This is a genomic window from Pseudoalteromonas sp. RB2-MNA-CIBAN-0110 (genome assembly GCF_040309305.1).
Classification (GTDB): Bacteria; Pseudomonadota; Gammaproteobacteria; order Enterobacterales; family Alteromonadaceae; genus Pseudoalteromonas; species Pseudoalteromonas arctica.
On record NZ_JBEOOQ010000006.1, the window covers coordinates 93,004 to 117,501 of the forward strand.

General features: G+C 39.4%; 20 protein-coding genes. 8 read left to right on the forward strand and 12 right to left on the reverse strand.

Annotated features, from left to right (window positions below):
- Nucleotides 1-6: 6 nt before the first annotated feature.
- The 8 genes from AAEY68_RS05455 to AAEY68_RS05490 are packed head-to-tail and all read right to left on the reverse strand — an operon-like array spanning nucleotide 7 to nucleotide 10,615.
- A complete protein-coding gene (locus AAEY68_RS05455) occupies nucleotides 7-798 on the reverse strand; it encodes a sterol desaturase family protein (RefSeq protein ID WP_024592914.1) in 792 nt (263 codons plus the stop codon).
- Nucleotides 791-1,471 (reverse strand): CDP-alcohol phosphatidyltransferase family protein, encoded by a 681-nt coding sequence (locus tag AAEY68_RS05460; protein ID WP_024592913.1) that lies wholly within the window; start codon nucleotides 1,469-1,471, stop codon nucleotides 791-793. Before AAEY68_RS05460 ends, AAEY68_RS05455 begins: the two co-directional genes overlap by 8 nt.
- A 32-nt stretch (nucleotides 1,472-1,503) precedes the next feature.
- Nucleotides 1,504-2,142: an ATP-binding cassette domain-containing protein gene (locus tag AAEY68_RS05465; RefSeq protein WP_024592912.1), complete on the reverse strand. Its 639-nt coding sequence runs from the start codon at nucleotides 2,140-2,142 to the stop codon at nucleotides 1,504-1,506.
- Between the two features lie 55 nt (nucleotides 2,143-2,197).
- Complete coding sequence (locus tag AAEY68_RS05470) at nucleotides 2,198-3,952, reverse strand: ABC transporter permease (protein ID WP_350585645.1); 1,755 nt, start codon at nucleotides 3,950-3,952, stop codon at nucleotides 2,198-2,200.
- A complete protein-coding gene (locus AAEY68_RS05475) occupies nucleotides 3,949-5,283 on the reverse strand; it encodes an ABC transporter substrate-binding protein (RefSeq protein WP_024592910.1) in 1,335 nt (444 codons plus the stop codon). Before AAEY68_RS05475 ends, AAEY68_RS05470 begins: the two co-directional genes overlap by 4 nt.
- Nucleotides 5,270-6,088 carry a DUF547 domain-containing protein gene (locus AAEY68_RS05480; protein WP_024592909.1) on the reverse strand — a complete coding sequence of 273 codons (819 nt, stop codon included), beginning with the start codon at nucleotides 6,086-6,088 and terminating at the stop codon, nucleotides 5,270-5,272. Before AAEY68_RS05480 ends, AAEY68_RS05475 begins: the two co-directional genes overlap by 14 nt.
- A gap of 2 nt (nucleotides 6,089-6,090) precedes the next feature.
- Nucleotides 6,091-8,244: a dihydrolipoyl dehydrogenase family protein gene (locus tag AAEY68_RS05485; protein WP_024592908.1), complete on the reverse strand. Its 2,154-nt coding sequence runs from the start codon at nucleotides 8,242-8,244 to the stop codon at nucleotides 6,091-6,093.
- A gap of 10 nt (nucleotides 8,245-8,254) precedes the next feature.
- Entirely contained in the window at nucleotides 8,255-10,615 is a 2,361-nt protein-coding gene (locus AAEY68_RS05490; RefSeq protein ID WP_350585646.1) for a TonB-dependent receptor, read from the reverse strand.
- A gap of 426 nt (nucleotides 10,616-11,041) precedes the next feature.
- On the opposite strand from AAEY68_RS05490, the gene AAEY68_RS05495 reads away from it, so the two are divergent.
- Together AAEY68_RS05495 and AAEY68_RS05500 are read left to right on the forward strand one after the other, a co-directional pair.
- Nucleotides 11,042-11,455 carry a hypothetical protein gene (locus AAEY68_RS05495; protein ID WP_007581772.1) on the forward strand — a complete coding sequence of 138 codons (414 nt, stop codon included), beginning with the start codon at nucleotides 11,042-11,044 and terminating at the stop codon, nucleotides 11,453-11,455.
- Nucleotides 11,456-11,741: 286 nt separating this feature from the next.
- A complete protein-coding gene (locus AAEY68_RS05500) occupies nucleotides 11,742-14,258 on the forward strand; it encodes a plasma-membrane proton-efflux P-type ATPase (RefSeq protein ID WP_024592906.1) in 2,517 nt (838 codons plus the stop codon).
- A gap of 116 nt (nucleotides 14,259-14,374) precedes the next feature.
- On the opposite strand, the gene AAEY68_RS05505 is transcribed toward AAEY68_RS05500, so the two are convergent.
- Nucleotides 14,375-14,800: a hemerythrin domain-containing protein gene (locus AAEY68_RS05505; protein ID WP_007581776.1), complete on the reverse strand. Its 426-nt coding sequence runs from the start codon at nucleotides 14,798-14,800 to the stop codon at nucleotides 14,375-14,377.
- Between the two features lie 348 nt (nucleotides 14,801-15,148).
- Here AAEY68_RS05505 and AAEY68_RS05510 point away from each other — a divergent pair, with 348 nt between their 5' ends.
- The 3 genes from AAEY68_RS05510 to AAEY68_RS05520 are packed head-to-tail and all read left to right on the forward strand — an operon-like array spanning nucleotide 15,149 to nucleotide 15,964.
- The gene (locus AAEY68_RS05510) at nucleotides 15,149-15,406 is read left to right on the forward strand and encodes a hypothetical protein (protein WP_007581778.1); all 258 of its coding nucleotides are present in this window, start codon (nucleotides 15,149-15,151) and stop codon (nucleotides 15,404-15,406) included.
- Nucleotides 15,407-15,461: 55 nt separating this feature from the next.
- Nucleotides 15,462-15,716 (forward strand): hypothetical protein, encoded by a 255-nt coding sequence (locus tag AAEY68_RS05515; RefSeq protein WP_024592905.1) that lies wholly within the window; start codon nucleotides 15,462-15,464, stop codon nucleotides 15,714-15,716.
- Nucleotides 15,717-15,745: 29 nt separating this feature from the next.
- On the forward strand, nucleotides 15,746-15,964 hold the full coding sequence (locus tag AAEY68_RS05520; protein ID WP_007377212.1) for a DUF6500 family protein: 219 nt from the start codon (nucleotides 15,746-15,748) through the stop codon (nucleotides 15,962-15,964).
- 36 nt (nucleotides 15,965-16,000) lie between these two features.
- On the opposite strand, the gene AAEY68_RS05525 is transcribed toward AAEY68_RS05520, so the two are convergent.
- Both AAEY68_RS05525 and AAEY68_RS05530 read right to left on the reverse strand, forming a co-directional pair.
- Nucleotides 16,001-17,920 carry a tetratricopeptide repeat-containing diguanylate cyclase gene (locus AAEY68_RS05525; RefSeq protein WP_350585647.1) on the reverse strand — a complete coding sequence of 640 codons (1,920 nt, stop codon included), beginning with the start codon at nucleotides 17,918-17,920 and terminating at the stop codon, nucleotides 16,001-16,003.
- 177 nt (nucleotides 17,921-18,097) lie between these two features.
- Nucleotides 18,098-19,753, reverse strand: a complete 1,656-nt coding sequence (locus AAEY68_RS05530; RefSeq protein WP_024592904.1) for an RluA family pseudouridine synthase — start codon at nucleotides 19,751-19,753, stop codon at nucleotides 18,098-18,100.
- Between the two features lie 321 nt (nucleotides 19,754-20,074).
- On the opposite strand from AAEY68_RS05530, the gene poxB reads away from it, so the two are divergent.
- From poxB to AAEY68_RS05545, 3 genes are all read left to right on the forward strand, one after another.
- Nucleotides 20,075-21,799 (forward strand): ubiquinone-dependent pyruvate dehydrogenase, encoded by a 1,725-nt coding sequence (poxB, locus tag AAEY68_RS05535; protein ID WP_024592903.1) that lies wholly within the window; start codon nucleotides 20,075-20,077, stop codon nucleotides 21,797-21,799.
- A 198-nt stretch (nucleotides 21,800-21,997) separates the two neighbouring features.
- Nucleotides 21,998-22,471, forward strand: coding sequence for a hypothetical protein (locus AAEY68_RS05540; RefSeq protein WP_024592902.1), 474 nt, complete (start codon nucleotides 21,998-22,000; stop codon nucleotides 22,469-22,471).
- Nucleotides 22,472-22,487: 16 nt separating this feature from the next.
- Nucleotides 22,488-22,835 (forward strand): hypothetical protein, encoded by a 348-nt coding sequence (locus tag AAEY68_RS05545; RefSeq protein WP_024592901.1) that lies wholly within the window; start codon nucleotides 22,488-22,490, stop codon nucleotides 22,833-22,835.
- A gap of 369 nt (nucleotides 22,836-23,204) precedes the next feature.
- Here the strand turns inward: AAEY68_RS05545 and AAEY68_RS05550 are convergent, their stop codons facing one another.
- Complete coding sequence (locus tag AAEY68_RS05550) at nucleotides 23,205-24,431, reverse strand: threonine/serine exporter family protein (RefSeq protein ID WP_010553647.1); 1,227 nt, start codon at nucleotides 24,429-24,431, stop codon at nucleotides 23,205-23,207.
- Between the last annotated feature and the right edge of the window lie 67 nt (nucleotides 24,432-24,498).

The window sequence follows — 24,498 nt, forward strand, 5'->3', positions numbered from 1 at the left end:
TTATGCTCACTTATTTTTAAAAGGCATGATCAATAAGCCCCACAACGAGGCATTTTGCTTTTTGCTTGGGTATTCTTTTAAGCCAATATTTATATCTGCATCAGTTTTTTTAGCTTTATCTTTGTAGCTACCAAATAATTTATCCCACCAAATTACACTAAACCCATAGTTTGAGTTAGTTTCGCTAACCACTTGGCTATGGTGAATTCGATGTAATATTTGCGTCATTAATATTAAACGCAGCGGCTTTTCAATGGCATTAGGTAGGCGTATATTTGCATGATTAAATAGTGCTAAACCATTAAGTGCTATTTCAAATATAAGTACCGCAATGGCAGGTACGCCAAGAGCAGTTACTGCAATGAGTTTTATAAGTATGCTCAGCACAATTTCGATAGGGTGAAAGCGCAGCCCAGTACTGGTATCAACATGCGCATCGGCGTGGTGTACGCGGTGCAAACGCCATAAAATAGGCACTTGATGAAATAATCTATGCTGCCAATAAATTAATATATCGAGTAAAAGTATGCTCAATATAATAATTAAACTGCTTGGTAGAGCTATTTGATTAAATAAGCCAATGCCGTGCTCTTGATTGTAAAGTGCTACAGCGGTTAACCCAATAGGGACCACTAAGCGCGCAATAACTGATGATGCAAACACTAAACCAAAGTTAGCAAACCAGCGTGTGCTGCTTTTAATTGGGGATTGTCGTGCTGGTTTTTGCCATTCAAGCAGCATCATTATAATTAAAATGCTAAAAAAGCAGCCGAGTCGCCACCATACTTCATTAGTCATTTATTACCTCAGAACTTGCACTGCTAGGCACGTTTTCAGCTGCTTTGTTAGCATCGGCTTCTTGTTGCTTAAGCGTGTGATAACCGCCATGTATACGGGTAAAAATAGTTATGCCACACGCAATAGCAAAAATGCTCGCCATAACCGCAAAGTGCTGCGGCCAAATACAAAATGCAATAAATAGCGCGATTGTTTCAGTGCCTTCGGTTAAGCCGTTTAAGTAGTAAAAACTTTTGTATTTAAATTGCGGTTTTTCGAGTTTAAATTTTTCGGCGGCAATCGCAAAAGCTAAAAAGCTTGAGCCCGTGCCAATAAAAGTGGCAAGTAATAACGATCCCGCTATCGCGTTTTGCTCAGGGTTTGCCAAAATAAAGCCAAGCGGAATAGCCGCGTAAAATAAAAAATCGAGTGTGATATCTAAAAAGCCACCCGCGCTTGAACTTTGGTTTGCATAGCGTGCTAATGCGCCATCAAGCCCATCTAAAATACGATTTAAAACAATGGCAGTTAATGCCCCATACCAAAGTCCAAAAGCAAGTAATGGCACTGCTAATAAACCCACTAAAAAACCAACAACAGTGAGTTGATCGGGGGTTATACCGCGTTTGTGCATAAGCATTACAACAGGAGTTAAAAGTGGCTTAATTACAGGGGTGATAAATTTGTCTAGCATGTTTTTTGCCTTATGCGTTTAAAGCTATGTATTTAAAGTGCGCTACTTAAAGTAATGAGTTTGCCACTTGCAGCGTCGGCGTCGCTATGGTCGTGAGTTACCATAATTGCAGGTAGCTTATGATCGCGTATTTGGCTAAACACGAGTTCGCGTGTATCAACACGCAGTTGGGTGTCGAGTTTGCTAAAGGGTTCGTCGAGTAAAATAGCTTTAGGTTCGCTCAGCAGCATACGTAATAATGCAACACGGGCTTGCTGCCCGCCCGATAAGTTATCGGGGTGACGATTACCCATGTCTTTAAGACCTACTTGCTCAAGTGCGTGTTCTATTTTTTCAAGGCGTTGTTTTTTATTACCTTTGGGCATTGCAAAGGCAATGTTACCAGCAACAGTTAAATGCGAAAACAATAAAGCGTCTTGATAAAGCACTCCAATATGGCGCAAGTGTGGAGGGGTGTTATCGATATTTTGACCATTAAGCCACACCTCACCATTGGCCTTAAAGCTACTTGGTAAAGTACCCGTAAGCCAATTTAATAAGCTTGATTTACCACTGCCTGATGGGCCCATAATAGTCAGAATTTCACCGCCATTAACTTGCTCGTTTAAGCTAAGTAACAGCTCATTTTGGCGATAAAGCTGACAATTTTTAATCTGTAACGATGACTGCATTAAAAAACCTTAACCCTGATAGTGTTAAACATGGGTGCTTTAAATATGTGCACGTTTAAACACGTGCACTTTTGAAAAAATATTTAGGTAAACCCCATGCCAGTATAAATCCAATAAGTGGCAACGCCATTTGCATAATCGCGTACACGGCACTGGTGCGTCTGCTTGCGCCATTGGCAAGCGTAACGGCTTCGGTTGTTATTGTAGCTATGCGCCCGCCGCCAGCTAAAAGCGTGGGGAGGTATTGTCCAAAACTAATTGCTAAGCCCAGTGCGGCTGCAATTAAAATAGGGGCAAACAACTGAGGTAGTTTTACTTTAAAAAACACCTTGCATGGCGCTGCGCCTAGGCTTGCTGCAACATGAGCAAAACGAGGATCTAAGCGCCTATAACTGCTCGCAAGTGACAAAAACACATAAGGCAACACAAACAGTAAATGCGTAAGTACCACATTAAAAAATGCGGCTTGGTTATTTACCAATTGTTGTATCCATACTAGCCCAAACAAAAAGGCAATACTGGGTACTAATAACGGTAAGTAAATAATTAAACTGGTAAAACGAGAAATAGGTTTGTCACTCAACTGCTCTGATTCTAAACACAATAAAGTAAGAATAATGGCAAATAGTGTGGTTACTAAACCGATTGCTAGCGTATTAAAAAGCGGACTGCCCATTTGCATTAGCGCACTTTTAAAATGCAGTAGTGTAAATTGTTCAGGCATTGCATCTGGAAAGCGCCAAAAACCTGCAACCGACCACATAACTAAACCAATAAGTGACAACAGTATAAAGCTAATTACTAATGTGGTGAGTACGACCGTTATTTTTTGCCAATAAAATCCGCCGTATTCGCGCACTCCATTAGTGAGAGAGTCGCTAAATAGCACTTTTACGGCCTTTTCCCCGCCAAGCCAAAGGGCTAACAAACCGCCTGTAACAGCCAGTTGTAATAAAGCACCTGCTGAGGCTTTAATACGCAGGTTTAAATCAACATCGTTAAACCAATGCATTATTGCAACTGCCAACGTGGGTGGTGTATTTGGGCCTAATATAAGAGGCATTTCTACACTTGCGCTTGCATAGGCAAGCACTGCTAAAAGCGGCAAACGCAGTAGCGGATAAAGACTTGGCAGTATTACTTTAAAAAAGGCGGTCATTGGGCAATAACCCAAGTTAAGCGCAACCTTATGTTGTTGGCGTAATTTTTTGCCAAGCTCAGGTTGAGCAAGTACGCCCAGTGCCATTAGTAATAAAAAGGGAAGCTCTTTGAGTGTTAAGCCTAAAATAATACTAATACCGAACGAATCATGCGGAAACATACCGTTTGGCGCAAGTTCCCAGCCGCTTAACCAAGGCGACGCTAAGCGTGAAATCATACCTGAAGGGGCAATTAAAAACCCCACCGCAATAGCAGCTGCAGCATGAGGTATCACTAATATAGGGCTCAATAAACGCTGAATTCGGTTAAGCCACGGGCTATTAAAAAACGCAGCTAAAATCATTAAGGTAATGATAAATGCAAGCAGAGTACTTATTAAGCCCGTTGCAACGCTTAAGGTAACCATTTGAGTAAGGCCAGGTGTTTGCCAAAGGGCATTAAAACCTTGCAAGCTAAACGTTGTTTGCTCAAGTACGGGCGCATAACCAAAGGCAGGCAGCAATACGCTAATTAAGCCACCAAGTACGGGTAGTATAAGTAAAGCGAGTAAAAATCGCGGGCTAAATTTTGCAATGCGCGTAAACATATCGGTGCTGCACTGCGTTGTTGCTTTGGTATTTACTGGTACACTTTTTGAAATAACGCTCATTGGCTTACTCCATAACGGGTTTGCCAACCTTGCATAATGGCGTTTACCCAGCTTGGATGAGGTTCGCTCAATGTGCGTTTAATACTGTTTAAAGGCAGTGCACTTGGATGCGGTTTAGCTGTTTTAAATAAGGCTTGCTGATCAGGCGTTAACGTTGATTGAATAAGTACGCTTTTATCGCCCCATATATGCGCTTTTTGCTTTTGAGCTTGCGCCTCAGGGCTGAGTAAAAAATTAGCCACTAATTGCGCACTTTGCTGGTGGCTTGCATTGTAAGGAATTGCCACAAAATGGGTATTACTTAAACTGCCATCACTCATTGCGTAACTGCGAATGCTGTTTGGTAAATCATAGCGTTTTACAGCAGCTGGTACTTCAGGTGCTGAAAAAGTAAAGGCTAAACTCAACTCTGTATCGTCCACAAGGCGGCGCATTTGAGCACCACTTTGCATAAAATGAGTGCCACCACGCCAAAGCGTTGGGTGTAGTTTATCTAAAAAGTCCCACAGTGGGTTTAACACTTGCGCTGTATTTTTAGTTGTAGCTGGTTGGTTTAGCTGCGCTTTAATGTTTTCGCTGCTTTGCTGATGCAGTACAACTAAGGCGTATTTTAAAAAGCTCATACCTAAAAAGTCAGGCGGCTTTGGGTAACTAAAGCGACCAGGGTTTTGTGCGCTCCAGTTTAATAATTCGTTTAATGTCGTCGGCAATTTATTGTTTGCATTACCATTTATTGCAATGCTGTCGTAATAAAACGTAAGTGACGCTTGCCCCCATGGAGCCTCCATCCCATTGGTAGGTAAACCAAAATCAAAGGTTACAGCAGGGTTATTAGCCGGATCGGTTAATGCAAAGTAGGGAAGTTTACTCGCCCATTGCTTTAAAAGCAGAGAGTGCTCACTCATGGTGGCAAAGTTAGCCCCGTTGATCCACATTAAATCTACGCTGCCTTGGTTGTTATTGTTTGCTGATTTTTCGGCAAGTACACGACTTACTGCTTCGCTGGTGTCACTTAATTTTACATGCACTAAGTTAATGTTGTACTTAGTTTTAACTTGCTGCGCTGCCCATTGAATATAAGCATTTATTTGCGCGTCGCCACCCCATGCATAAAAGTATACATATTGATTGCTACCAAGTGTTTGAACTTGTTGCCAGCGAGATCCCTGTTGTGTGTTTATTACTAAATTACTTTTACTATTTGAGTTAATAACGGTATTAGCAAACGCAGTGCTCGAAAAAGCAGCTAAATTTGCGATTGTACAAACGCAAAACGCGACACAGCAAAAGCTGTATCGCGCCTGTGTTTGCCAAAACTTAATGGCGAACATTTAAATCCCAGTTATAGTCTAAAAATTTAACTTTCATGTCATCATTTTTAAGTGCTTTTTGCTGAGCGGGTATCAGTTTAAGTGCGTCGCTGTATTGCAAGAAAAACTGCTGTAGCGTGTTTGCACCTCTAAAACCTTTTTCAAAATCATCGCCGTACCATTTAAATATTGAAGACACGCTTAGCGTATTTTCTTGAGCCATATTGCGTGTCATATCTGATAAAAAGCGCACTGTTTGCTCTTGCAATTGGCTTTCTAAATCAGTGGCTGTATACGCTTCTTCTCGAAGCGCTGGGCAACCAATACTCGCGCAATTTACTGCAAAGTGAATGCGTGGGTCGTTGTATTTACCGCTGCCACGTATTAAACCATGTTCTATATCATCAAGGCTGCGAGTTTTGCCAAGTAATGGCACAAACTCTTTACTCCATGGTGAGCTAAAAAAGCTCCCTAAGTCTTTGATTGACTTAATATCAGGGTACTTAGTCAATATAAGTTCAACAGTCCACGCATTATAAGCATTGATTAAAAAAGCGAGTTGCTTAGGCTTTTCCCATGCGTCAAATTCACTTTGCGTTACAGCCGTTAACGAATCTAAATACGTTTTTAGCTGGGCATGCTCACGTTTTATGGCAGTGTAATCAACCTCAGTACTGTGATTATGGTTAATAGCGACAACATGCTTATTTAACAATGCATTCCAGCTATCGTGCATGTTTTGGGCTTGGGCCGAAAATGATGTTGCAAACGATGTTACAACTAAAGCCGAACCAAGTAACAATGCTTTTAGAGGTGTTTTAAACATAATTAACCTCTGCGCCAAGTGTGGTATTTTTCAAGTAAGTTAAGTACTTTTTCAGGAGCATGAGCGCGTTTCCACTCACCGGCTGCGTACTTATTGCCTTCAGCCCATGTAGGGTAACTATGAATAGTACCGAGTATTTTGTTAAGCCCTAAGCCGTGCTTCATTGCCAGTACAAACTCAGCAATTAAATCGCCAGCGTGTTCAGATACCACGGTAACGCCCAATATTTTATCTTTGCCTTTGGGTGTAATCACTTTAATAAAGCCTTTTGTAGCGCTGTCGGTAATTGCACGGTCTAGCTCTTCAAATTCAAAGCGAGTAATTTCGTAATCTATGCCTTTGTCTTTTGCGTCTTGCTCGTTTAAACCAACACGTGCAACTTCTGGGTCAATAAATGTAGTCCACGGGATAACACGGTAATCTACTTTAAACTTTTTAAGGTGACCAAATAAGCCATTTACCGCTGCGTACCAACCTTGATGGGCTGCCACGTGTGTAAACTGGTATGGACCTACAATATCGCCTGCTGCAAAAATATTTGGGTACAGTGTTTCTAGGTATTCGTTAGTTACTACTGTGCGGTTTGTTTCTATGCCTAGCTCTTCAAGACCGTAACCTTTAAGGCGCGCACTTCTACCAACGGCACATAATAGCTCGTCATATTCAATATCTATTTCTTTGTCGTTATGTTTAACAACAATATATTTTTTACCATCGCGCGTTTCACAACGAAGTGCTTGGTGCGATGTTAAAATATTAACGCCACTTTCGGTTAACGCTTCGTGAGCAAAAGTAGACACTTCAAGATCTTCTTTGATCATGATGCGCTCGCTCATTTCAATTTGCGTAACACTTGAACCTAAACGTGCAAAGCTTTGTGCTAATTCGCTACCAATTGGACCGCCACCTAGTACTACAAGTTTTTTAGGTGCCTCATCTAATTCTGCAAATTTATTCCACAATGTATCGCTTGTTACATAACCTGTTTCTTCAATACCAGGTAGTGGCGGTACAAATGGGCGTGCGCCAGTGGCAATCACAATAGTACGAGCGGTGAGTGTTTGCGTGCCGCCATCGTTAAGTTTAATTTCTACAGTCCACGGGTCTATTAATTTACCGTAACCTTTTACAACATCTACGCCTAAGTCGGTGTAGCGCTCAACACTGTCGTGTGGTGCTACATCGGCAATAACTTTATGTACACGTGCCATTACTTTTTTGAACGAAAACTGCGGTGTTGCGTTTTCTAGGCCGTAGTTTTCACCGTGGCGAATTTGCTCTGCAATTTTAGCGCTTTTAATGACTGCTTTACTTGGAACACAACCATAGTTTAAACAGTCGCCGCCCATTTCGCCCGCTTCAATAAGGGTTACTTTTGCTTTAACAGCAGCGGCTATATAACTTGTTACCAAACCACCTGCGCCTGCGCCAATTACAATCATGTTACGGTCGAATTTTTTAGGTTTAGTGTAGTTTTTGTATACACGACGTTTTTTAAACACGTTTAAAATTCCTTTAGCAATGAAAGGGAAAATGCCCAATAAAGCGAATGATAAGATAAGGTTGAACGATAAAATGCCTGATAGGCTCTCTATTTGAGCTAACTGTGTACCTGCGTTCACAAATACAAATGTACCTGCCATCATGCCTAACTGGCTTACCCAGTAAAAAGTCCATGCTTTAATTGAGGTAACACCCATCAATAAGTTAATTAAAAAGAACGGAAACACCGGCACTAAACGAAGAGTAAATAAGTAAAATCCACCTTCTTTTTCAACGCCTGCGTCGATAGCGGCTAAACGCTCAGGAAAACGTTGTTTAATAGTATCTCGTAGTAAATAACGCGACACCAAGAAGGCAAGTGTAGCCCCCACAGTTGACGCAAAAGATGCAACTAATAAACCCTCTACCAAGCCAAACAATGCACCTGCGGCAAGTGTTAAAATAGCGGCGCCCGGTAAAGAGAGAGCCGTTACAACAACATATAATAAAAAGAATCCACCAATAACGAGTAGCGGCGATTGCTCTTTATATTGACTAAATTGATCCATCGACCCTTTTAGGCCATCAAGTGTAAGTAACTGGTGTAAATTAAAGTGAAAGAACAGGCCGATAGCGGCCGCTGCAATCAATAATAAAAATATTTTTTTAATCATGTTCTCTCTCTTAAAAACTATGCGTAAGGGTTAACTTTGCGTTTATTGGTAACTCAGGAAAAGCTAAAGTTGCACCAAAGTAACCGCCTTCAAATACTGGGCGCCAGTTTTTTTGATTTGTGACGTTATTTACATCTAAACGTAATTTAGTACTAGGCGTAAAAGCATAGCTAGTATTTACGTTTAGTGTGTACTGATCACGAATTTTTACTGTCGCCAAAAAATCTAATGGGTAACTCTTTGTATATAGACCTGAAAAACCCGTTTGCCATTTCGAATTAATTGAATAATTTCCGTTAAAGCTGAACGATTGCTCAGGGATACCCTGTACACGGGTGTTTGAAGGTGCAAAAGCGGTAAAGCTAGGTGCGCCAACACTGGTACCTTCAATAATATCTGGACGTGAGTTGTCAAATGCATCGGCTACTTGAGCTGAATCTTGGCTACTTGCAGAATTATAGTAGCGAGCATCAATATAGCTGTAGCCAGCACTTAGCCAATAAGGGTAAGCATCATAAAATACTTGGCTTTCAAAGCCGGTAGTACGAATGCCGGTATTGCTACCATCGCGATTACGTAAACTACGACGTTGGCTGAATACTGCTCCATCGGCGTACCAATCACTGTCGGTTGGTGCGTATTTTAAACCAAATTCAACTAAAGTATTTTCGGTTGAAAAGTTTTGCGCGCTAATCGTGTTGTCGCCACCAAGAGACGTGCCGCCAGCCATGCTATTTGATGTGGCTTCGTTGTAACTTGCTGCACCATAAGTGGTGTAATCACCGTTTAATCGGTAGTTAAAGCTTATTTGCCCAGAATGTAGCTTATCGTTAATGCTATCGCGAGCTGCAATTTCACCCTCTGGTGCTATTGGGTCGTGCGCGTCTACATCATAAAAATCAATGCGGTAGCCAACACTTGTATGAAACTTATCTGTCCAATCAGAATCTTGCTGAATAGCAAAACCTGTTTGCCATGAACGCGAATCAGTAGTGTCTGATAAGTTAAAGTCGCTACTGCCGTCATTATTAATATCATATTGACCACCAGGGGATACAAATACACCTGGGCTAATTTCAATTAAACGCGCTTGTTGTACATCAGTTAAAGGAATGCGGCGGTTTGAAAGTGGGCCAGTTAAATCAATAGGTAAATCGGCTTCTGTTGTAAATTGGCTGTAGCCTAATACGCGGTTATAACGCACATCAAATGCAAAAATTGTTTGCTGATTACTATTCCAAAGGTAGGTAAGCTCGGTACGGTTTTGCGCGGTATCGGCACCATCTATAATTTCAACAAAGCTATTTTGTGCAATTTCTTCGCGTTGTAAGTGCTGAAAATACGTGATGTTTTTAATGGATGCGTTGTTGGAAAGTTCACGCTTATAAATGCTGTGTAGTAAATAAGTAGTGGCTTCGTTCTGATTATCAGGATCGGTAAGTACTGTACTACGGTCTATTTTTACTTGCCCAGTTGGTGAGATTATTGAACCTGCTGCCGGTACTGTGCTGCCATTTGCTTGCACGCCTTGGCCGGTAATATAAAGGCCATTATCTATTAGCGCTTGAGTAGGGCGGTTAATACCTGCGTTATCGGTAAATTCAACTTGATATAACTCAAAGTTAATATCCCAGCTGCTCTTGTCATCGGGTAATACGCGTAATGATGCAAATAAGCTGTCGCTCTTTGTGCCTGAAAAATCGTAGTAGCTGCCGTTATCTATGTGTTCAGCGCTTACTCTAAAACCTACTTTATCTTTTACAATGGGTGCACTGTAATCCACTAAAACACTGTACTGATCCCATCGACCTGCAGATACCGTTGCTTTGCCTTTACTTTCGTCAGTTGATGCTTTTTTAGAATGTAAGTTTACAAAACCACCGTTGCGTTGGCTTGAGCCAAATAATACCGGCGGCGCGCCTTTTACCACGTCTATCTGTTCTATAGAGTTGAACGATAACGGCACGCCAAAGCCATTATTACCTGCTTGGCGGCGTGTACCATCTTGAAAAAGCTCACCTAGTTGCCCACGAATAGTAGGTAAACTGGGTGCCCCAAAACCACTGGCTGAATAGGTATTAGGGCTTACTGTGAGCACGTCTTGTAAAGTCGTAATATTGAGTTGCTCTATTAGCTCGCTTGAAATTGGTGTTACTGATCGGGCTATATCTTGTAGGGCTAAGTTGTCGCCAAACGGGCCGTCTACAGTGGCGTTTTTAACCGAAAGACCTTGAGATTTAATAACTTGGCCTGCCACCTCAATGCGCTCTATTGCGCCATCTTTTGTTGTTTTTGATTCTTCGGCTGCAAAAGCATTAAGTGGTGTATTTAATATGGTGGCTAGGGAAAGTGCTAAATATGCGTGTTTCAAACGTTTTCTCTCTACGGTTAAAATGTTGTTGGCGATAAAGACCGAAAGGATTAAAAATAAATTTCAGTAAAATTTCGATTCTTTTTGTTTTTTAGAACATAACAAAACGGATGCATTATAAAGGTGGTAATTAAGTACTATTGTTTTATTAGTTGATAAAATATTAATAGAGCGATTGTATTAGAGTGAATGTAAATATTTGCTTTTAATGGGCTTTTTTAATTATAGACTACTTTTTACCTGCTAACATTTTAAAATTGTTAACTTTTACGCAGCATTTTAAAATTCCTAAAATAAGCTTCACTTTTATTACTACAAGGCTTAATTACTTTTTTATTTAAAATAATTAAATTTTTTTGAAATAAAAAATAACTTATACGGTCTAGGTTACTTCAACGTTTATTAATATTCATTTAAGGAAATTTTATGACAGGTTCAATGAGTTCTGATGTGCAAAACCGTTTGCAATGGTCACTTTTATCTTTGCGTTTAGGCGTATTTATTGTAATGGTTATGTGGACGTTCGATAAATTTGTAAACCCTGGTCATAGCGCACGTATTTTTGAACATTTTTACGGTATTAGTGGCTCATCTGACATAGTTGCTTATGTTATCGGTGCTCTACAACTTGTATTAGTATTGGCATTTTTAGCGGGTATTAAAAAGCGCATAACTTACGGAATCATTTTTGTAATGCATGGCTTATCAACGCTTTCTTCGTACAACCAGTATATAGATGGCTTTAACAATTTATTATTCTTCACTGCATGGCCAATGTGGGCTGCGTGTTTTGCACTTTACTTATTACGCGACCAAGACGTAAAATTTACTGTAAAGTAATAAAACAATAGCTACACCCTTAAGGTTGTAGCTAAAAATACATTGGGCTGAGTTATTTACTATTTCAGCCCAATGTATAGCCTTTGAGCACTTCTTTTAATAATCCACCCTCTTTGTCATCTTCTAAAAATAATCCTTTTATATTATTTCATCTTAAATATTGCGTTAGATCAAAGTTAATATATTTGTAAGAACAATATCGACAGCTTTAGTTTATGTTAGCTATACGGTTAGTAGGTTTTAATTACCTCAAGTTATTCAACTCAATGTTGTATAGAAGGCTCGTATGGAAAAGGTCAAAATTTCGTCAGTGCATCAATCATCAAATCGTTCAGTAAACAAGTCTTCACATAATCAAAATTGCGATGAATGGAGCAAGCTCGATTTAGCACAATTACAAGCAAAGCTAAAAACATCATCCGACGGGTTAAGCCAAACTGATGCCACACAAAGATTGGCACAATATGGACCTAACGAACTAGTTGAAGAAAAAACAAACCTACTACTCAAATTTTTATCTTACTTTTGGGGACCAATACCGTGGATGATCGAGGCTGCTATTATTTTATCGGCGCTTGCTAAGCACTGGGCTGATTTTTTTATTATTCTTGTATTATTGCTGTCTAACGTATTGGTTGGCTTTTGGGAAGAGCATCAAGCGGGTAATGCAATTGCTGCATTAAAAGCAAAATTAGCCAACAAAGCACGCGTTCGCCGCGATACTCAATGGCAAAATTTAAATGCCAGCGAACTTGTACCGGGTGATGTTATTAGAATGCGGATGGGCGATATAGTGCCTGCAGATGCGCGTTTGCTAAATGGTGATCCAGTAGAAGTAGATCAATCATCACTTACGGGTGAGTCGTTACCGGTTGTAAAGTCGGCGGGTGAAACTGTTTATTCGGGCTCTATTATTCGCCAAGGTGAAATAGAAGCAATAGTTTACGCAACCGGCGCTAATACCTTTTTTGGTAAAACAGCACAGTTAGTGCAAGGGGAGCGAACCGCAAGTCATTTTCAGCGTGCAGTGCTTAAAATTGGTAATTATTTAATAATGCTTGCTGCGGCTTTAGTACTGCTTATAGTTATTGTTGCTTTGTTTCGCGATGATCCAATGATCACCACATTACAGTTTGCACTCGTATTAACCGTTGCGGCAATACCAGTTGCCATGCCAACAGTGCTATCAGTTACTATGGCTGTAGGCGCTCGTTTATTGGCTAAAAAGCAAGTGGTTGTAACGCGTTTAGCTGCAATTGAAGAGCTAGCAGGTGTTGATATTTTGTGTTCCGATAAAACCGGCACATTGACACAAAACCTATTAACGTTAGGTGACCCGTTTTATATCGAAAACTCAATAAATAAAGGCTCTGCTGAGCAAGTTATATTGTACGCGGCATTAGCATCTCGCTCAGAAAATAACGATCCGATTGACTTAGCAGTATTACAAAGTATAAAAGCTGAGCAGCATCTAGATTCTTATCATATAGAGCATTTTCAGCCATTTGATCCTGTGAGCAAACGTACTGAAGCAATCGTTAAAAATGATGATGGCAAAACGTTTAAAGTGACCAAAGGTGCACCGCAGGTTATTTTAGCTTTGTCGGCTAATATTGAGGCAGTTAAAACTCAAGTTGAGGCATCGATAGATGAATTTGCAGCGCGTGGGTTTCGCTCTTTAGCGGTTGCTAAAACAGACGAGCAAGGTAAATGGCAATTTATAGGTGTATTGCCGCTTTTTGATCCACCGCGTGAAGAAGCAATACAAACCATTGCCGATGCAAAAGAAATGGGTATGAGCGTTAAAATGGTCACGGGTGACCAAGTTGCCATTGCGCGCGAAACTGCAAGTAAACTGGGTTTAGGGACAAACATTCTTGATGCTAGTGGATTTGGTGCAACTGAGCATCATCAAGCCACACAGTTAGATGACTCAATCGAGAGCGCTGACGGATTCGCACAAGTATTCCCTGAGCATAAATACCATATTATTGATGTGCTTCAGCATAGAGGGCACATTGTTGGTATGACAGGAGATGGCGTAAATGATGCGCCAGCACTTAAAAAAGCTGACTGTGGCATTGCTGTATCGGGTGCTACAGATGCAGCGCGTTCAGCAGCATCAATTGTGTTAATGACCGATGGCTTATCGGTTATTATTGATGCAGTTAAAGAAAGCCGAAAAATATTTCAACGCATGAACAGTTACGCTATTTACAGGGTTGCTGAAACATTGCGCGTATTACTTTTTATGACAATGGCGATATTAATTTTTAACTTTTATCCGTTAACAGCAGTCATGATTGTGATGCTTGCTTTACTTAACGATGCCGCCATTTTGTCTATTGCATACGACAATGTACATTATCAAAATAAGCCCGAAACATGGAATATGCGGCTCGTTTTAGGTATTGCATCTGTGCTGGGAATTGTAGGGCCAATTGCAGCCTTTGGTTTATTTTACTTAGGAGATAAAGTATTTGAACTCGACCGTCCTCATCTTCAAACATTAATGTACTTATTACTTTCTGTAGCAGGGCATTTGACTATATTTTTAGCGCGTACCCGAGGTCCATTTTGGTCTATTAAACCGTCTGCTATATTAATGGTCGCCGTATTTGGCACGCAAGTTATAGCAACACTTATTGCTGTTTATGGGGTGTTTATGACCCCACTAGGATGGGGATGGGCACTTGCTGTGTGGGCATACGCTTTGGTGTGGTTTTTTATTAACGATGGTTTAAAGCTAGTGGCGTATCGAATTTTTGATCCGACAGAAGCACCCTTACTAGAGAAGAGTTAGCACATAGGCTTAAAAAATGGTTATAAGCCAAGTGGCTTATAACCAATAGTACACAAGGGAGTGTATATAAGGTGGTTCAATTATTTGTGAGTAAAGTTACTCACAAATAAAAAGTATCAGTGCATTGCATCGTTATACTGCTTTGCCAAGCTTTGTTTTTGCCCTTCGGTTAGTGCTTTACCCGCTAATTGAAATACTTCGTGTTCTTCTTCACTTAAATGATGATGTACTAAATGGTGCAGTTTTTTAGCTGCAACTAACCATGCAGACGAGCTCATTTCGGTATCTTCAAGTTGTTCAATTAATTCATCAATTTCGTGATGTTCAGCTACGCTGTGGCGCGCTTTTTCATGAGTTAAGTCATCAAACATAAGTGGGTTGTAAAAGTAACGTTCTTCAAATTTTGCGTGTTGTTCTAGTTCTGTTTTTAGCTCGTCCATTAGCGTGTGGCGCTGCTCTGTGTCGCCGTGCGTTTGAATAAGCGCATCTACCAATTCTCGTTGTTTGTCATGGTCATGACGTAGTGCTTCAAAAATATTCATAACTAATCCTTTTACAATTTATTTGCTTATATCACTAACTAGCAAACTAAATGCCAAATGTTAAGTTGATGTATTTTATTGTTTTTATTTTGATTTTTTATTTTTGGGCTGCTATCACTGTAAATTTTACAGTGATATGAATGCAATTATTTCAGGCTTTTACGTAGTTCAATTATAAAAGTGAGTATAAATTCCTACAGAACCTTACAAATATTTACTGGTTGTTTATTTTATTGTAGTGATAAAGTAGCAACATTATTTAGGTACAATCTATATGTATTACTCCCACATATAATACCAATCGGTATAAATGCAGGTAGCACGTTAACTTAATAGGATAGTTTAAGGATGAACATAAAAAGCCCCATCGCCGCATTATTGCTGTGCGCTTTACTAAGTGCCTGTAGTACAGCCCCACGTTCTGACCCTAACTTATGCATTGAAGAGGCTGAAACGGTTGATCGAAATGGCGCTCAAACAAGCTCAGAAGTTTATAATCAATGCATTAGCGCACAAATTAAAAAGGATGAAAAAAATGACACTTTTTTTGATGCTATAGGTACGTTCTTTTTTGAATTTTTTGTAATGGTGGTAGAAAGTAAATAGGCTAACTTGCAGCTGTAATTTAAAGTAAATAAGTTGCGTAAAAATAGGATTAGTTATGAAGCAATTATTGATAGCAATTCCACTTTTTTTATTACTAAGCGCTTGTGCGGCACAGCCTTACGCAGGCTCGGCAAAATGTATGGAACAAGCAGATATTGCATACGAAACCGATACACGTAAAAATGAGATATTAGATAATGAATGCAAAGCTGCAAAAGTAAATACGCCTAATAAAGAGCTTGAGAATCATGGCTTGGTTGATAGAAGCCTTTTACAGCTAATCGTTAGCGTTTTAAATGGCGTATTTTAATAGTAAAAATATAATTAAATAAGGTATGTATGAGGGAAGAACTAAGAGCAAAAATAATTACCGTGTGCGATAAAAAAATAGCAGCTAAAGGCGAAAATGTAGGGCTTTCTTTTTATGCATTTTTTGCTAATAAAAACGACGACCCAGAGCTACTTATGGAAGCTGCTACTTGGTGGATACACACCCATAAATTAGATCATTTTGTAAAAGCACATAAAATTAAACAAATGGTTTTAGACGGACTTTAGTCAAGTAAATGAGCCAATACTTTTAGCTGTGCTTATTTAATCAACAACGACTTGGTTTCTTCCGTTTTCTTTTGCTTTATAAAGTAATTTATCTGCATGCTTAATAAGAACATCTAGTGTGCTTTTTAAAGGGCCACTTACAGAGGCCCCTGCACTAAAGGTGATTTTTGTATCACTAGGAAAGTCTTCTATATTACTGCAATGCTCGGCGAAGCTAATGGCGAGTCGGTTAAATATATCGCGAATTATTCGTTCATCAACCGTATTTAGTGCAAATAACCATTCTTCGCCGCCGTAACGACCAAACTGATGATCATTACATAGTGTTTCTTTTGCAGCTTTTGCAAAGGCAATAAGAACTAAATCTCCAACATCGTGACCAAAATGGTCGTTAACTTTTTTAAAGTAGTCTAAGTCAACAATTGCTATCGTCATTTTACCTTCACCAAGCTTTGCTTCTGCTGCGCGCATTATTCCTCTGCGATTAGGGCAATTTGTTAGATAATCTGTTAATGAAATATCGTGATATTTTTGACGTTGTCGAGCTTGCCGATAAAATAAAAATAATGAAGCAATCACTAAAATAAAAGCAATAGCAGCGCTGAGTCGCCAAATTATTTTTTGTTGGTACTCTTCTTTAGCTTGTAGTTCACTAATGTCTTTTTCGTACTCTAGTTGCTGTATTTTTTCTTCTTTTTCTTTTACTTCAAACTGCACCTGTAGTGTTTTTATATTATTTTCACTGGTAGCTTCGTAGTGTTTTTTTGTATAAAGGAGCTTTTGTTCAATTGCTTCAAAAGCCTCGTCAGTGTAGTTAAGGCGTCGCTTTAGCTCATAGCGTTTACCTAAAAAATCGGCTTTATAAATACTGCGGCTGAATTTATCTAATTTTAAAAACACCTCATCGTTTGCTTCATTTGCTTGATCAAGTAAATTTAGTTTTATATATATGTCAGCTAACAAAATGAGCGATGCGAGTTGCATGTCGTGAACACCTGCAGAACGAGCAAGCTCAATGTTTTCTTTAGTTAAAGTTAGTGCTTTATCGTAGTTTGCTTGTAAGTACTCAATACTGGCAATTGAGTACTGAGCAAAGGTTAAGCCTTTTTGCATATTAACTTTTTTAAAATAGAGCAATGCTTTGTCTAGGTATATTAAGGCATCTTTAGGTTTTTCTATCTCAAGCAATATATTGCCTAAACTCCAATATGCTTTTGCAGTAAAAAGCCCATCTTGTGTTTGCTCATATGCCGCAACCGCTTTTTTTGCATAATATACGGCTTTGTCTTTTTCGTTTAGATAATTGTATGCATCAGCTATTTTTCTAAAAAAGTATCCTTGAGATGCTGAATCGTCATCTTTTAATGCTAATTCTAACCCCTCTAGTGCAACATTTAGGGTCTTTTTCAATGAATCTGTATCGGTGTAATAGTAAGCAAGTGCTCGTAAAATAATGATTTTTTCTTTAGTTGAATGCTGTTGCAAGCTTTCTTCTAATTTTGTGGCTAGCGTTTGTGCTGGAGCTGGGTTTGGCTCCCTCGCTAGAGACTTGAGTTGTGATTCGAGAAATAATAAATATACACTTTTTTGATTTGGTAACTCTTTGTTCTTTAAGTAATAGGATAAGTGTGTGTTTAACGCTTCATATTTTTCTTGTCTAAAAAGTAACTCCGCATACAAAGCGGCCGCTTCTAGATGAAGGTTTTCCCAATTTTGCTCTTTGCTTATTTTAAACGCTTGAGTGAGTTTGTCTTCATTTTGAAGATAGTCTAATTCATTCAGTTTTATGTTGTTGATCAGGACTTGAGTTGTGCCAAAGTCTAGCGCATGTAAAGTTGCACTTAATGAGTCGCCGTTAGCTGAGGCAAGCTTACTTAAAAGTAAAAATAAAAGGAGAACAATATACTTTGCCCATAAAGTATTACCTAAAACCTTTATTTGTGTATTGTTAGTCATGTTAATCCTTTGCTGACTTATTTTTATTAGGAAATACTTTTCTACATTGCTTAATAAACTTGGGCTTGAACAGTTTTTTATACTCATTATTGAAAAAATAAGACCATAAACGATATCAATTTAATTAATAAAAACCAACACATTGTATAATATAGTCGTTGTAGCTATGTGTTTTTATTAAAAATCTGCGGCTACTTCAAACTCTAATCGTTTAAGTGTAATTGGGTGAGTAAATGCTAAATACTCAGCGTGTAAATGTAATCTATCTGCTTTTTGTCCGTAATGTGTGTCGCCTATAATTGGCATGTTTAAACCTAAACTGTGCGCGCAATGTACTCTTAATTGATGAGTTCGCCCTGTTTTAGGGTATAACTGTAATCGGGTAATATTGTTGTTACGATCTAAAACCTGCCAGGTAGTAAGTGATGGCTTACCATGTTTGTAACACACCATTTGGCGCGGTTTATCATCAAAGTCGAGCACTAAGGGTAAATCAATTACTCCGCTATCCTCAGCTACGTTACCATTAACTAATGCGACATAACGTTTATCTATGGTGCGTTCAATAAACTGCTTTTGCAGTGCTTTGTGCACGCGTTTATTAAGTGCAATCATCAATAACCCAGAAGTCGACATATCTAATCTGTGTACAATTAGTGGTCCTGATGCCTCTGGAAACTGCGTTTTGATTCGCATATAAACTGAGTCATCAATATTAACGCCAGGCACAGATAAAAACTCAGCGGGCTTATTTACCACAAGTAAGTCTTCATCTTTATAAACAATACTTAAATTTTTACCCTGAGCTGGGTTGGTAAGTAGCGGGTTGTCTTCAACGTTTAAGCCCTTTAGCATGTGCCCAAGTATTGGTTGGCATTTACTGTAACAAGAAGGGTAGTAGTTTTTATGCTGCCTGATTGCTGATTTAGGTGCTGCTCCCCACCAAAACTCTGCCATAGCAAGTGGTTTTAAACCATGCTTATAGGCGTATTGTAATAATTTAGGCGCTGCACAATCGCCAGCACCCGAAGGAGGAGTGTGCTCAGGTAATGCTGCAAAAATAGCATTTAAGTCTGTAGTTTCACCATTTGCATTTAAAAATTGGTACTGCGCAAATAACTTTTTTTGTAAGCTTTTAGAAAGCGTTTTACGGCGCTTTTTTAAATGAGCAATTTCATCAGAAATATTGATGTGTGTTTGCTGCAGTGACTCGATTATATTTTGCCAATAGGCTTTAAGTGCTAGCAGTTGCTTTTTTTCTACGATACTTTGCCCTGCAAGCTTATTTTTTAACTGCTCAAAATCACTTTCGCTAAGCTCTAATTCGCCTTCGGTACGTTGTATTTTTCGTTGCTGGCGACCGGCTTGCATTACTGCCTGTTGGGCTAATAGTGCTTGCTGGTAGCTTTGTGTTGCATCATCAAGTTTGCTAATAACTTCATGCAGTTGTTCACTATTTTCTAACTGCTCAATTTGAGCATTAATATCGTTAATTATTTTACTTTGAGCCAAATAGCTATCGTCTTGCAGCTGCATGCTAGAGATGGGCGGTACAAAGCTAATATTGCCGTTATCGTCTTCAATTTGCCCCGAATAAGCACTTAAAAAGCCTAATTGTTGCTTAGTATTTTGCACCACTAAAACCCCAAACATTTTACCGGCATTTTCTGCTTTTAAATGCATTAACGTTTCAAGTTGTTGCTGTAATTGTTTTGTGGCTGCTACAGCTAATGGTTGCGGCTCGTAATAAAAAGGGAAAGTAAACTTTTCAGGAAGCGCGAGAGAATCAATATTTTGAGAAAATAATGTAAAGCACGAAGCAGAATTTGACATAGAAGTAAGAGAAAAGCATTCAGTAAAATAATTGAGCGCATAATAACATATTCATAGTTAAGCCACTAAAAATCTCGCACCCGCATATTCATAAACACTTTAAAGCGGACATTCATGTTTTATGTATCAGTATGGGGGCGCAGCAAACCTAGGAGTATCGTTTGTTAGTAAAGTCTCAGTAGTAATATATCTATCATTATCAAAATATTTAAGCTTATCGATTCTCAATAATTGAGCGCATTTCGAAACGATGACTTACTTGATAGAGCAGAGGCGAAAAATCAATTTACAGAATAACTGAATATTTAGGAGTTCTATATTATGAGTCAAAATATCGCAAGTTTTATCACTAAAACCCTCGAACAAGCTGGCGTAAAACGTATTTGGGGAGTAACTGGCGATTCACTTAACGGCATTAGTGAAAGTCTGCGAAAAATGGGAACAATTGAATGGCTAGGAACGCGACATGAAGAAGTTGCCGCATTTGCAGCCGGTGGCGAAGCGCATTTATCAGGCGAGCTTGCGGTGTGTGCGGGTTCTTGCGGGCCAGGTAATCTTCATTTAATTAACGGCTTATTTGATTGTCAGCGTAATAATGTACCGGTATTAGCTATTGCCGCACACATTCCTTCATCTGAAATTGGCAGTAGTTATTTTCAAGAAACCCATCCGCAAGAATTATTTAAAGAATGCAGTGTGTATTGTGAAATGGTGTCGAGCCCTGAGCAAATGCCGTACCTGCTAGAAACCGCAATGCGACAAGCAATACTAAACAAAGGCGTGAGTGTACTTGTGCTACCTGGCGACATTGCATTAAAAGATATGCCTAAAGCTATCAAGCCAAAATGGAACGTGCCAAAACCAGCAACGTATACTCCCGCTTTATCTGATATTAAAGCAATGGCGACTCATCTTAATAAAAGTAAAAAAGTAACCTTATTGTGTGGTGCTGGTTGTAAGGATGCCCACGACGAAATTGTTGCGCTAGCCGAAAAATTACAAGCACCGATAGTGCATGCTATGCGTGGTAAAGAGTTTATTGAATACGATAACCCTTACGATGTTGGTATGACTGGGTTTATTGGCTTTGCGTCGGGCTATCATGCAATGCAAGAAGCCGATACGTTACTTATGATTGGTACTAGTTTTCCTTATCGTGCTTTTTATCCTGAAAATACGACCATATTGCAAATTGATAATCAGGCAGCGTCACTTGGGCGACACGTTCAAATTGATTGTGGCGTGTTAGGGGACACAAAAAATTCAGTGACCACACTGCTTGATTATATTAAAGGTGAGCGGATAAGTTCGCACTTACAAAAATGTGTTAAAAACTACAAAGAGTCTCGACAAGATCTTGATGAACTAGCCAGTGGCAAAACCTCGCAAAATTTAATTCACCCGCAATACCTAACACGTTTACTCAACGAGCAAGCAGCTGACGATGCTGTTTTTACTTGCGATGTAGGTACGCCAACAGTGTGGGCTGCGCGTTATTTATCAATGAATGGAAAGCGCCGCTTAATAGGATCGTTTAATCATGGCTCTATGGCAAATGCCATGTCGCAGGCAATGGGGGTTCAATCTGTAGATAGAGACCGCCAAGTAATTGCAATGTGTGGTGATGGTGGCTTTTCGATGTTAATGGGCGATTTAATCTCGCTTAAGCAGCTTAATTTACCAATAAAGATTGTTGTTTATAATAATCGCTCACTTAGTTTTGTGGCTATGGAAATGAAAGCCAGTGGGTTTTTATCAAGCGATACCGATTTAGAAAACCCAAGTTTTGCTAAAATTGCAGAGGCTTGTGGCTTAAAAGGGATTCATGTGGACGACCCTGAAAAATTACCATCGGCAATGAACGAGATGATGAATCACCCAGGACCTGTTGTTTTAGAAGTAGATACCGCAAAACAAGAGCTTTCAATGCCGCCGCAAATCAAATTAGAGCAAGCAAAAGGCTTTAGCGTTTACATGATGAAGGCGTTGATAAACGGCAAAGGAAACGAAATTATAGAGCTTGCCAAAACTAACTGGTCACGCTAGCTAAGTTACTTCCCTATTGAGTATTTTGGCTCAATAGGGAAGTGCCATAGTAATAATCCTCACAGTCATTCTCGACCATTAATAATTGATGGTTGCTTGTAAGTAATTGAACAAAAATAAAAAATCATATATGGTTTATCATTAAATTAATAAAAATACGCATAAAATGCCTCTGCTTCATAGAGGGGCGGAGCAATAATGAAATGGAAATCAGTTTTACTGTCGCTAGTTGTTTTATGGCTTATTCAAGCTCAGCAAAGCAGTTTACGCACCAATGAATACGCAAATATAATTTCTGATTTAGATGAGGTTAGTGTGCTTGGCGAATGTGAAATCTCTACGGAGGTTACAAGAGGGTGGCCATTATCTTGGGCTATAAGCGGCGCTGAAATTACTGTTAAGAACAAAAATACTTTGCTGACAGCAACAACCAGTAAGTTTAATAAACCAGATCGTAAATTTCTTAGTACACACAATACTCACTATCACTTTACGTGGTCCAAAACCAAAAACAACTCTGTATTTGCATCTTACATGGACGTAGAAATAGAGCCCGCAGGTAAAGTTGCAGGCCTTATAATAGGCAATTGCTCTGACTACCCCGAAGGCCCAGAATTAATAGGGTCTTTAGAGCGTTGTAATAGTATTGTAGAGTCAATTACGTGTTTATAAAAGTAGGTATAGAGCGTTGATTAAAATTGAAGACTTTTCTTTAGCATGGCGATGGATTAGTACGTCCCATGGTGATTTTTCTAAAGATACATTAAACAAACTTATTCCGTTGAGTGAAGAGCAAGCAAGAGCATTAATTACCACCACACCCATTAATTTTCCGGTTGGCGCAAAAGGATTCGACTCTACAGAAGGGAGTGAATTAACACGCCAATGGTTAAAGGGCTTAGCGAATGACTCAAAAAAAGTAACAATTTGCTGGGATCAAGAAACTGCATTAACCCTACCTTGGCTAGTTTTTTGTGATGACTGGGATGATTTTTGCTATTCATCAAGTGATGACATAAATCTGTATTTAACCTGAACTCTGGTTAAGAGATTTACTAAAATATTGAATCATAGTGATATTTAAATTTATTTTCTCTAGCCAGAGATTTTTAGTGAAAACAAGGCGAATTTACGCGTCAATAGCTGGCCTATTGCAAGTAAATTCAACGCAGTTAGCGCTGAAAATAGCTGCTTGAGATAGATTTATTATCCAGAGTTCAGGTTATTTAGAAAGCGGTGAACTGTTTTTACGTTGGAATCACTATGAGGTTTTTGAGTTTGACTCAAGTGCAATGTAATGAGCTAAAACACTTAGCATTGGTATAAATTGCTACTTGGCAGTTGTTTTTAGCTTAACGATTTACTCGCTTTACTCAATCAAAGTAAAGCGAGTGCTCAGTATAATTTACAAACTCTTTTTAGGCGGTAGGGCTACGTTTGCAAATATTAGTCCTGCAACAAGCGACATAAATATTAAAAACGTTTGTTGACCTATGTGCTCTGCATATACAAAGTCTTGGCCTTCAATAAGTGAGTTTAAGCCAATATACGTTTTGCTTCCTGGTACTAATACAATCAGGCCTTGCATGGCGACAATAGAGGCCGGCGCATTAGCAACGCGGTTAAACAAGTTACTAAATATACCCACCGATAAAGCACCTACAAACGTACCTAACGTGTAATCAAGGTACATAGCTGAGCCAATACTGGTGCCATACGCTATAAAGCCTGATGCAATAGACCAAACTGCGTGTTTAAGTTTGGTTCTAAAAATAACGATTAGGCTGCTACAAAGTAAAAATATAGCCAGCCATGCGGTCCACTTTGGTAATGGTTCAGGTTGTACAAAATCGGCTTGCCCAAAGAGTGCAAAGCCAATACCTATGCCAATAAAACCGCCAAAATACAGTTTAAATAGCAGCATAAACGAGTCCATGACTCGCGCAGTACCAGAGACTAAATGCCGTGCTGCCAGCTCAGCTAAGCCAAGCGCAAGTGCTAAACCGGGTATAAACACAATAATGGCCGAAAGTACCACCAAGCGTATATTTATCTCAGGTGTTATATACACGCTTACTGCACAGGCAAGTATGGCCGATATTATTGCCACTAATGGCTCAAGCATATGTGCTACGCGTTTTGAGCGTCCAGACCAAAGCACAAACACATAAACAACTAAAGTAAGTAGCGATGACCAAATAACATCAGTCCAGCTAGTACCCATTAACATTGCAAACGCACCACCAGAAGTTGCAAACGCAACGCCCGTAACAAGTTTGTTGTATGGGTTTGGCATTACAAAAATAGCGTCTAGTTGCGCATCAACTTCTTGTAAACTTAGCTTGTCGTCAAGCATTTGGTTTACAAGGTCGTCGGTGTCGGCAAGTGAGCCTAAATCGTGATCGCCAGGGTCTACACGTGCAACATGGGTATATTCGTCTTCGTGGCCATCGGTCCAAATAACAAACGTTACAGAGGTTGGCGACATAACAAACGACGATTTAAGTCCTAAGTATGTAGCCACTTCCATGAGGTGAGCTTCTAGGCGGTAAGCAGGCGTACCATACTTGTGAAGCATCTTACCTAATTTAACGATAAATTTGCGTTTTTCTGTAAAGGTTGCAGTTTTCAAATCTTTTTGGACCAAATATTGCGATAACTAAGCTAAAAATATAGACAATACAGCTAAAAATGCCCAC

Excerpts from the sequence above, each read along its gene's own strand:
- poxB (WP_024592903.1), top strand. The coding sequence starts at position 20,075 with ATGAGTCAAAATATCGCAAGTTTTATCACTAAAACCCTCGAACAAGCT.
- AAEY68_RS05470 (WP_350585645.1), bottom strand. The coding sequence starts at position 3,952 with ATGAGCGTTATTTCAAAAAGTGTACCAGTAAATACCAAAGCAACAACG.
- AAEY68_RS05515 (WP_024592905.1), top strand. The coding sequence starts at position 15,462 with ATGAAGCAATTATTGATAGCAATTCCACTTTTTTTATTACTAAGCGCT.
- AAEY68_RS05525 (WP_350585647.1), bottom strand. The coding sequence starts at position 17,920 with ATGACTAACAATACACAAATAAAGGTTTTAGGTAATACTTTATGGGCA.
- AAEY68_RS05495 (WP_007581772.1), top strand. The coding sequence starts at position 11,042 with ATGACAGGTTCAATGAGTTCTGATGTGCAAAACCGTTTGCAATGGTCA.
- AAEY68_RS05500 (WP_024592906.1), top strand. The coding sequence starts at position 11,742 with ATGGAAAAGGTCAAAATTTCGTCAGTGCATCAATCATCAAATCGTTCA.
- AAEY68_RS05530 (WP_024592904.1), bottom strand. The coding sequence starts at position 19,753 with ATGTCAAATTCTGCTTCGTGCTTTACATTATTTTCTCAAAATATTGAT.
- AAEY68_RS05465 (WP_024592912.1), bottom strand. The coding sequence starts at position 2,142 with ATGCAGTCATCGTTACAGATTAAAAATTGTCAGCTTTATCGCCAAAAT.
- AAEY68_RS05540 (WP_024592902.1), top strand. The coding sequence starts at position 21,998 with ATGAAATGGAAATCAGTTTTACTGTCGCTAGTTGTTTTATGGCTTATT.
- AAEY68_RS05480 (WP_024592909.1), bottom strand. The coding sequence starts at position 6,088 with ATGTTTAAAACACCTCTAAAAGCATTGTTACTTGGTTCGGCTTTAGTT.
- AAEY68_RS05455 (WP_024592914.1), bottom strand. The coding sequence starts at position 798 with ATGACTAATGAAGTATGGTGGCGACTCGGCTGCTTTTTTAGCATTTTA.
- AAEY68_RS05505 (WP_007581776.1), bottom strand. The coding sequence starts at position 14,800 with ATGAATATTTTTGAAGCACTACGTCATGACCATGACAAACAACGAGAA.
- AAEY68_RS05510 (WP_007581778.1), top strand. The coding sequence starts at position 15,149 with ATGAACATAAAAAGCCCCATCGCCGCATTATTGCTGTGCGCTTTACTA.
- AAEY68_RS05475 (WP_024592910.1), bottom strand. The coding sequence starts at position 5,283 with ATGTTCGCCATTAAGTTTTGGCAAACACAGGCGCGATACAGCTTTTGC.
- AAEY68_RS05520 (WP_007377212.1), top strand. The coding sequence starts at position 15,746 with ATGAGGGAAGAACTAAGAGCAAAAATAATTACCGTGTGCGATAAAAAA.
- AAEY68_RS05485 (WP_024592908.1), bottom strand. The coding sequence starts at position 8,244 with ATGATTAAAAAAATATTTTTATTATTGATTGCAGCGGCCGCTATCGGC.
- AAEY68_RS05460 (WP_024592913.1), bottom strand. The coding sequence starts at position 1,471 with ATGCTAGACAAATTTATCACCCCTGTAATTAAGCCACTTTTAACTCCT.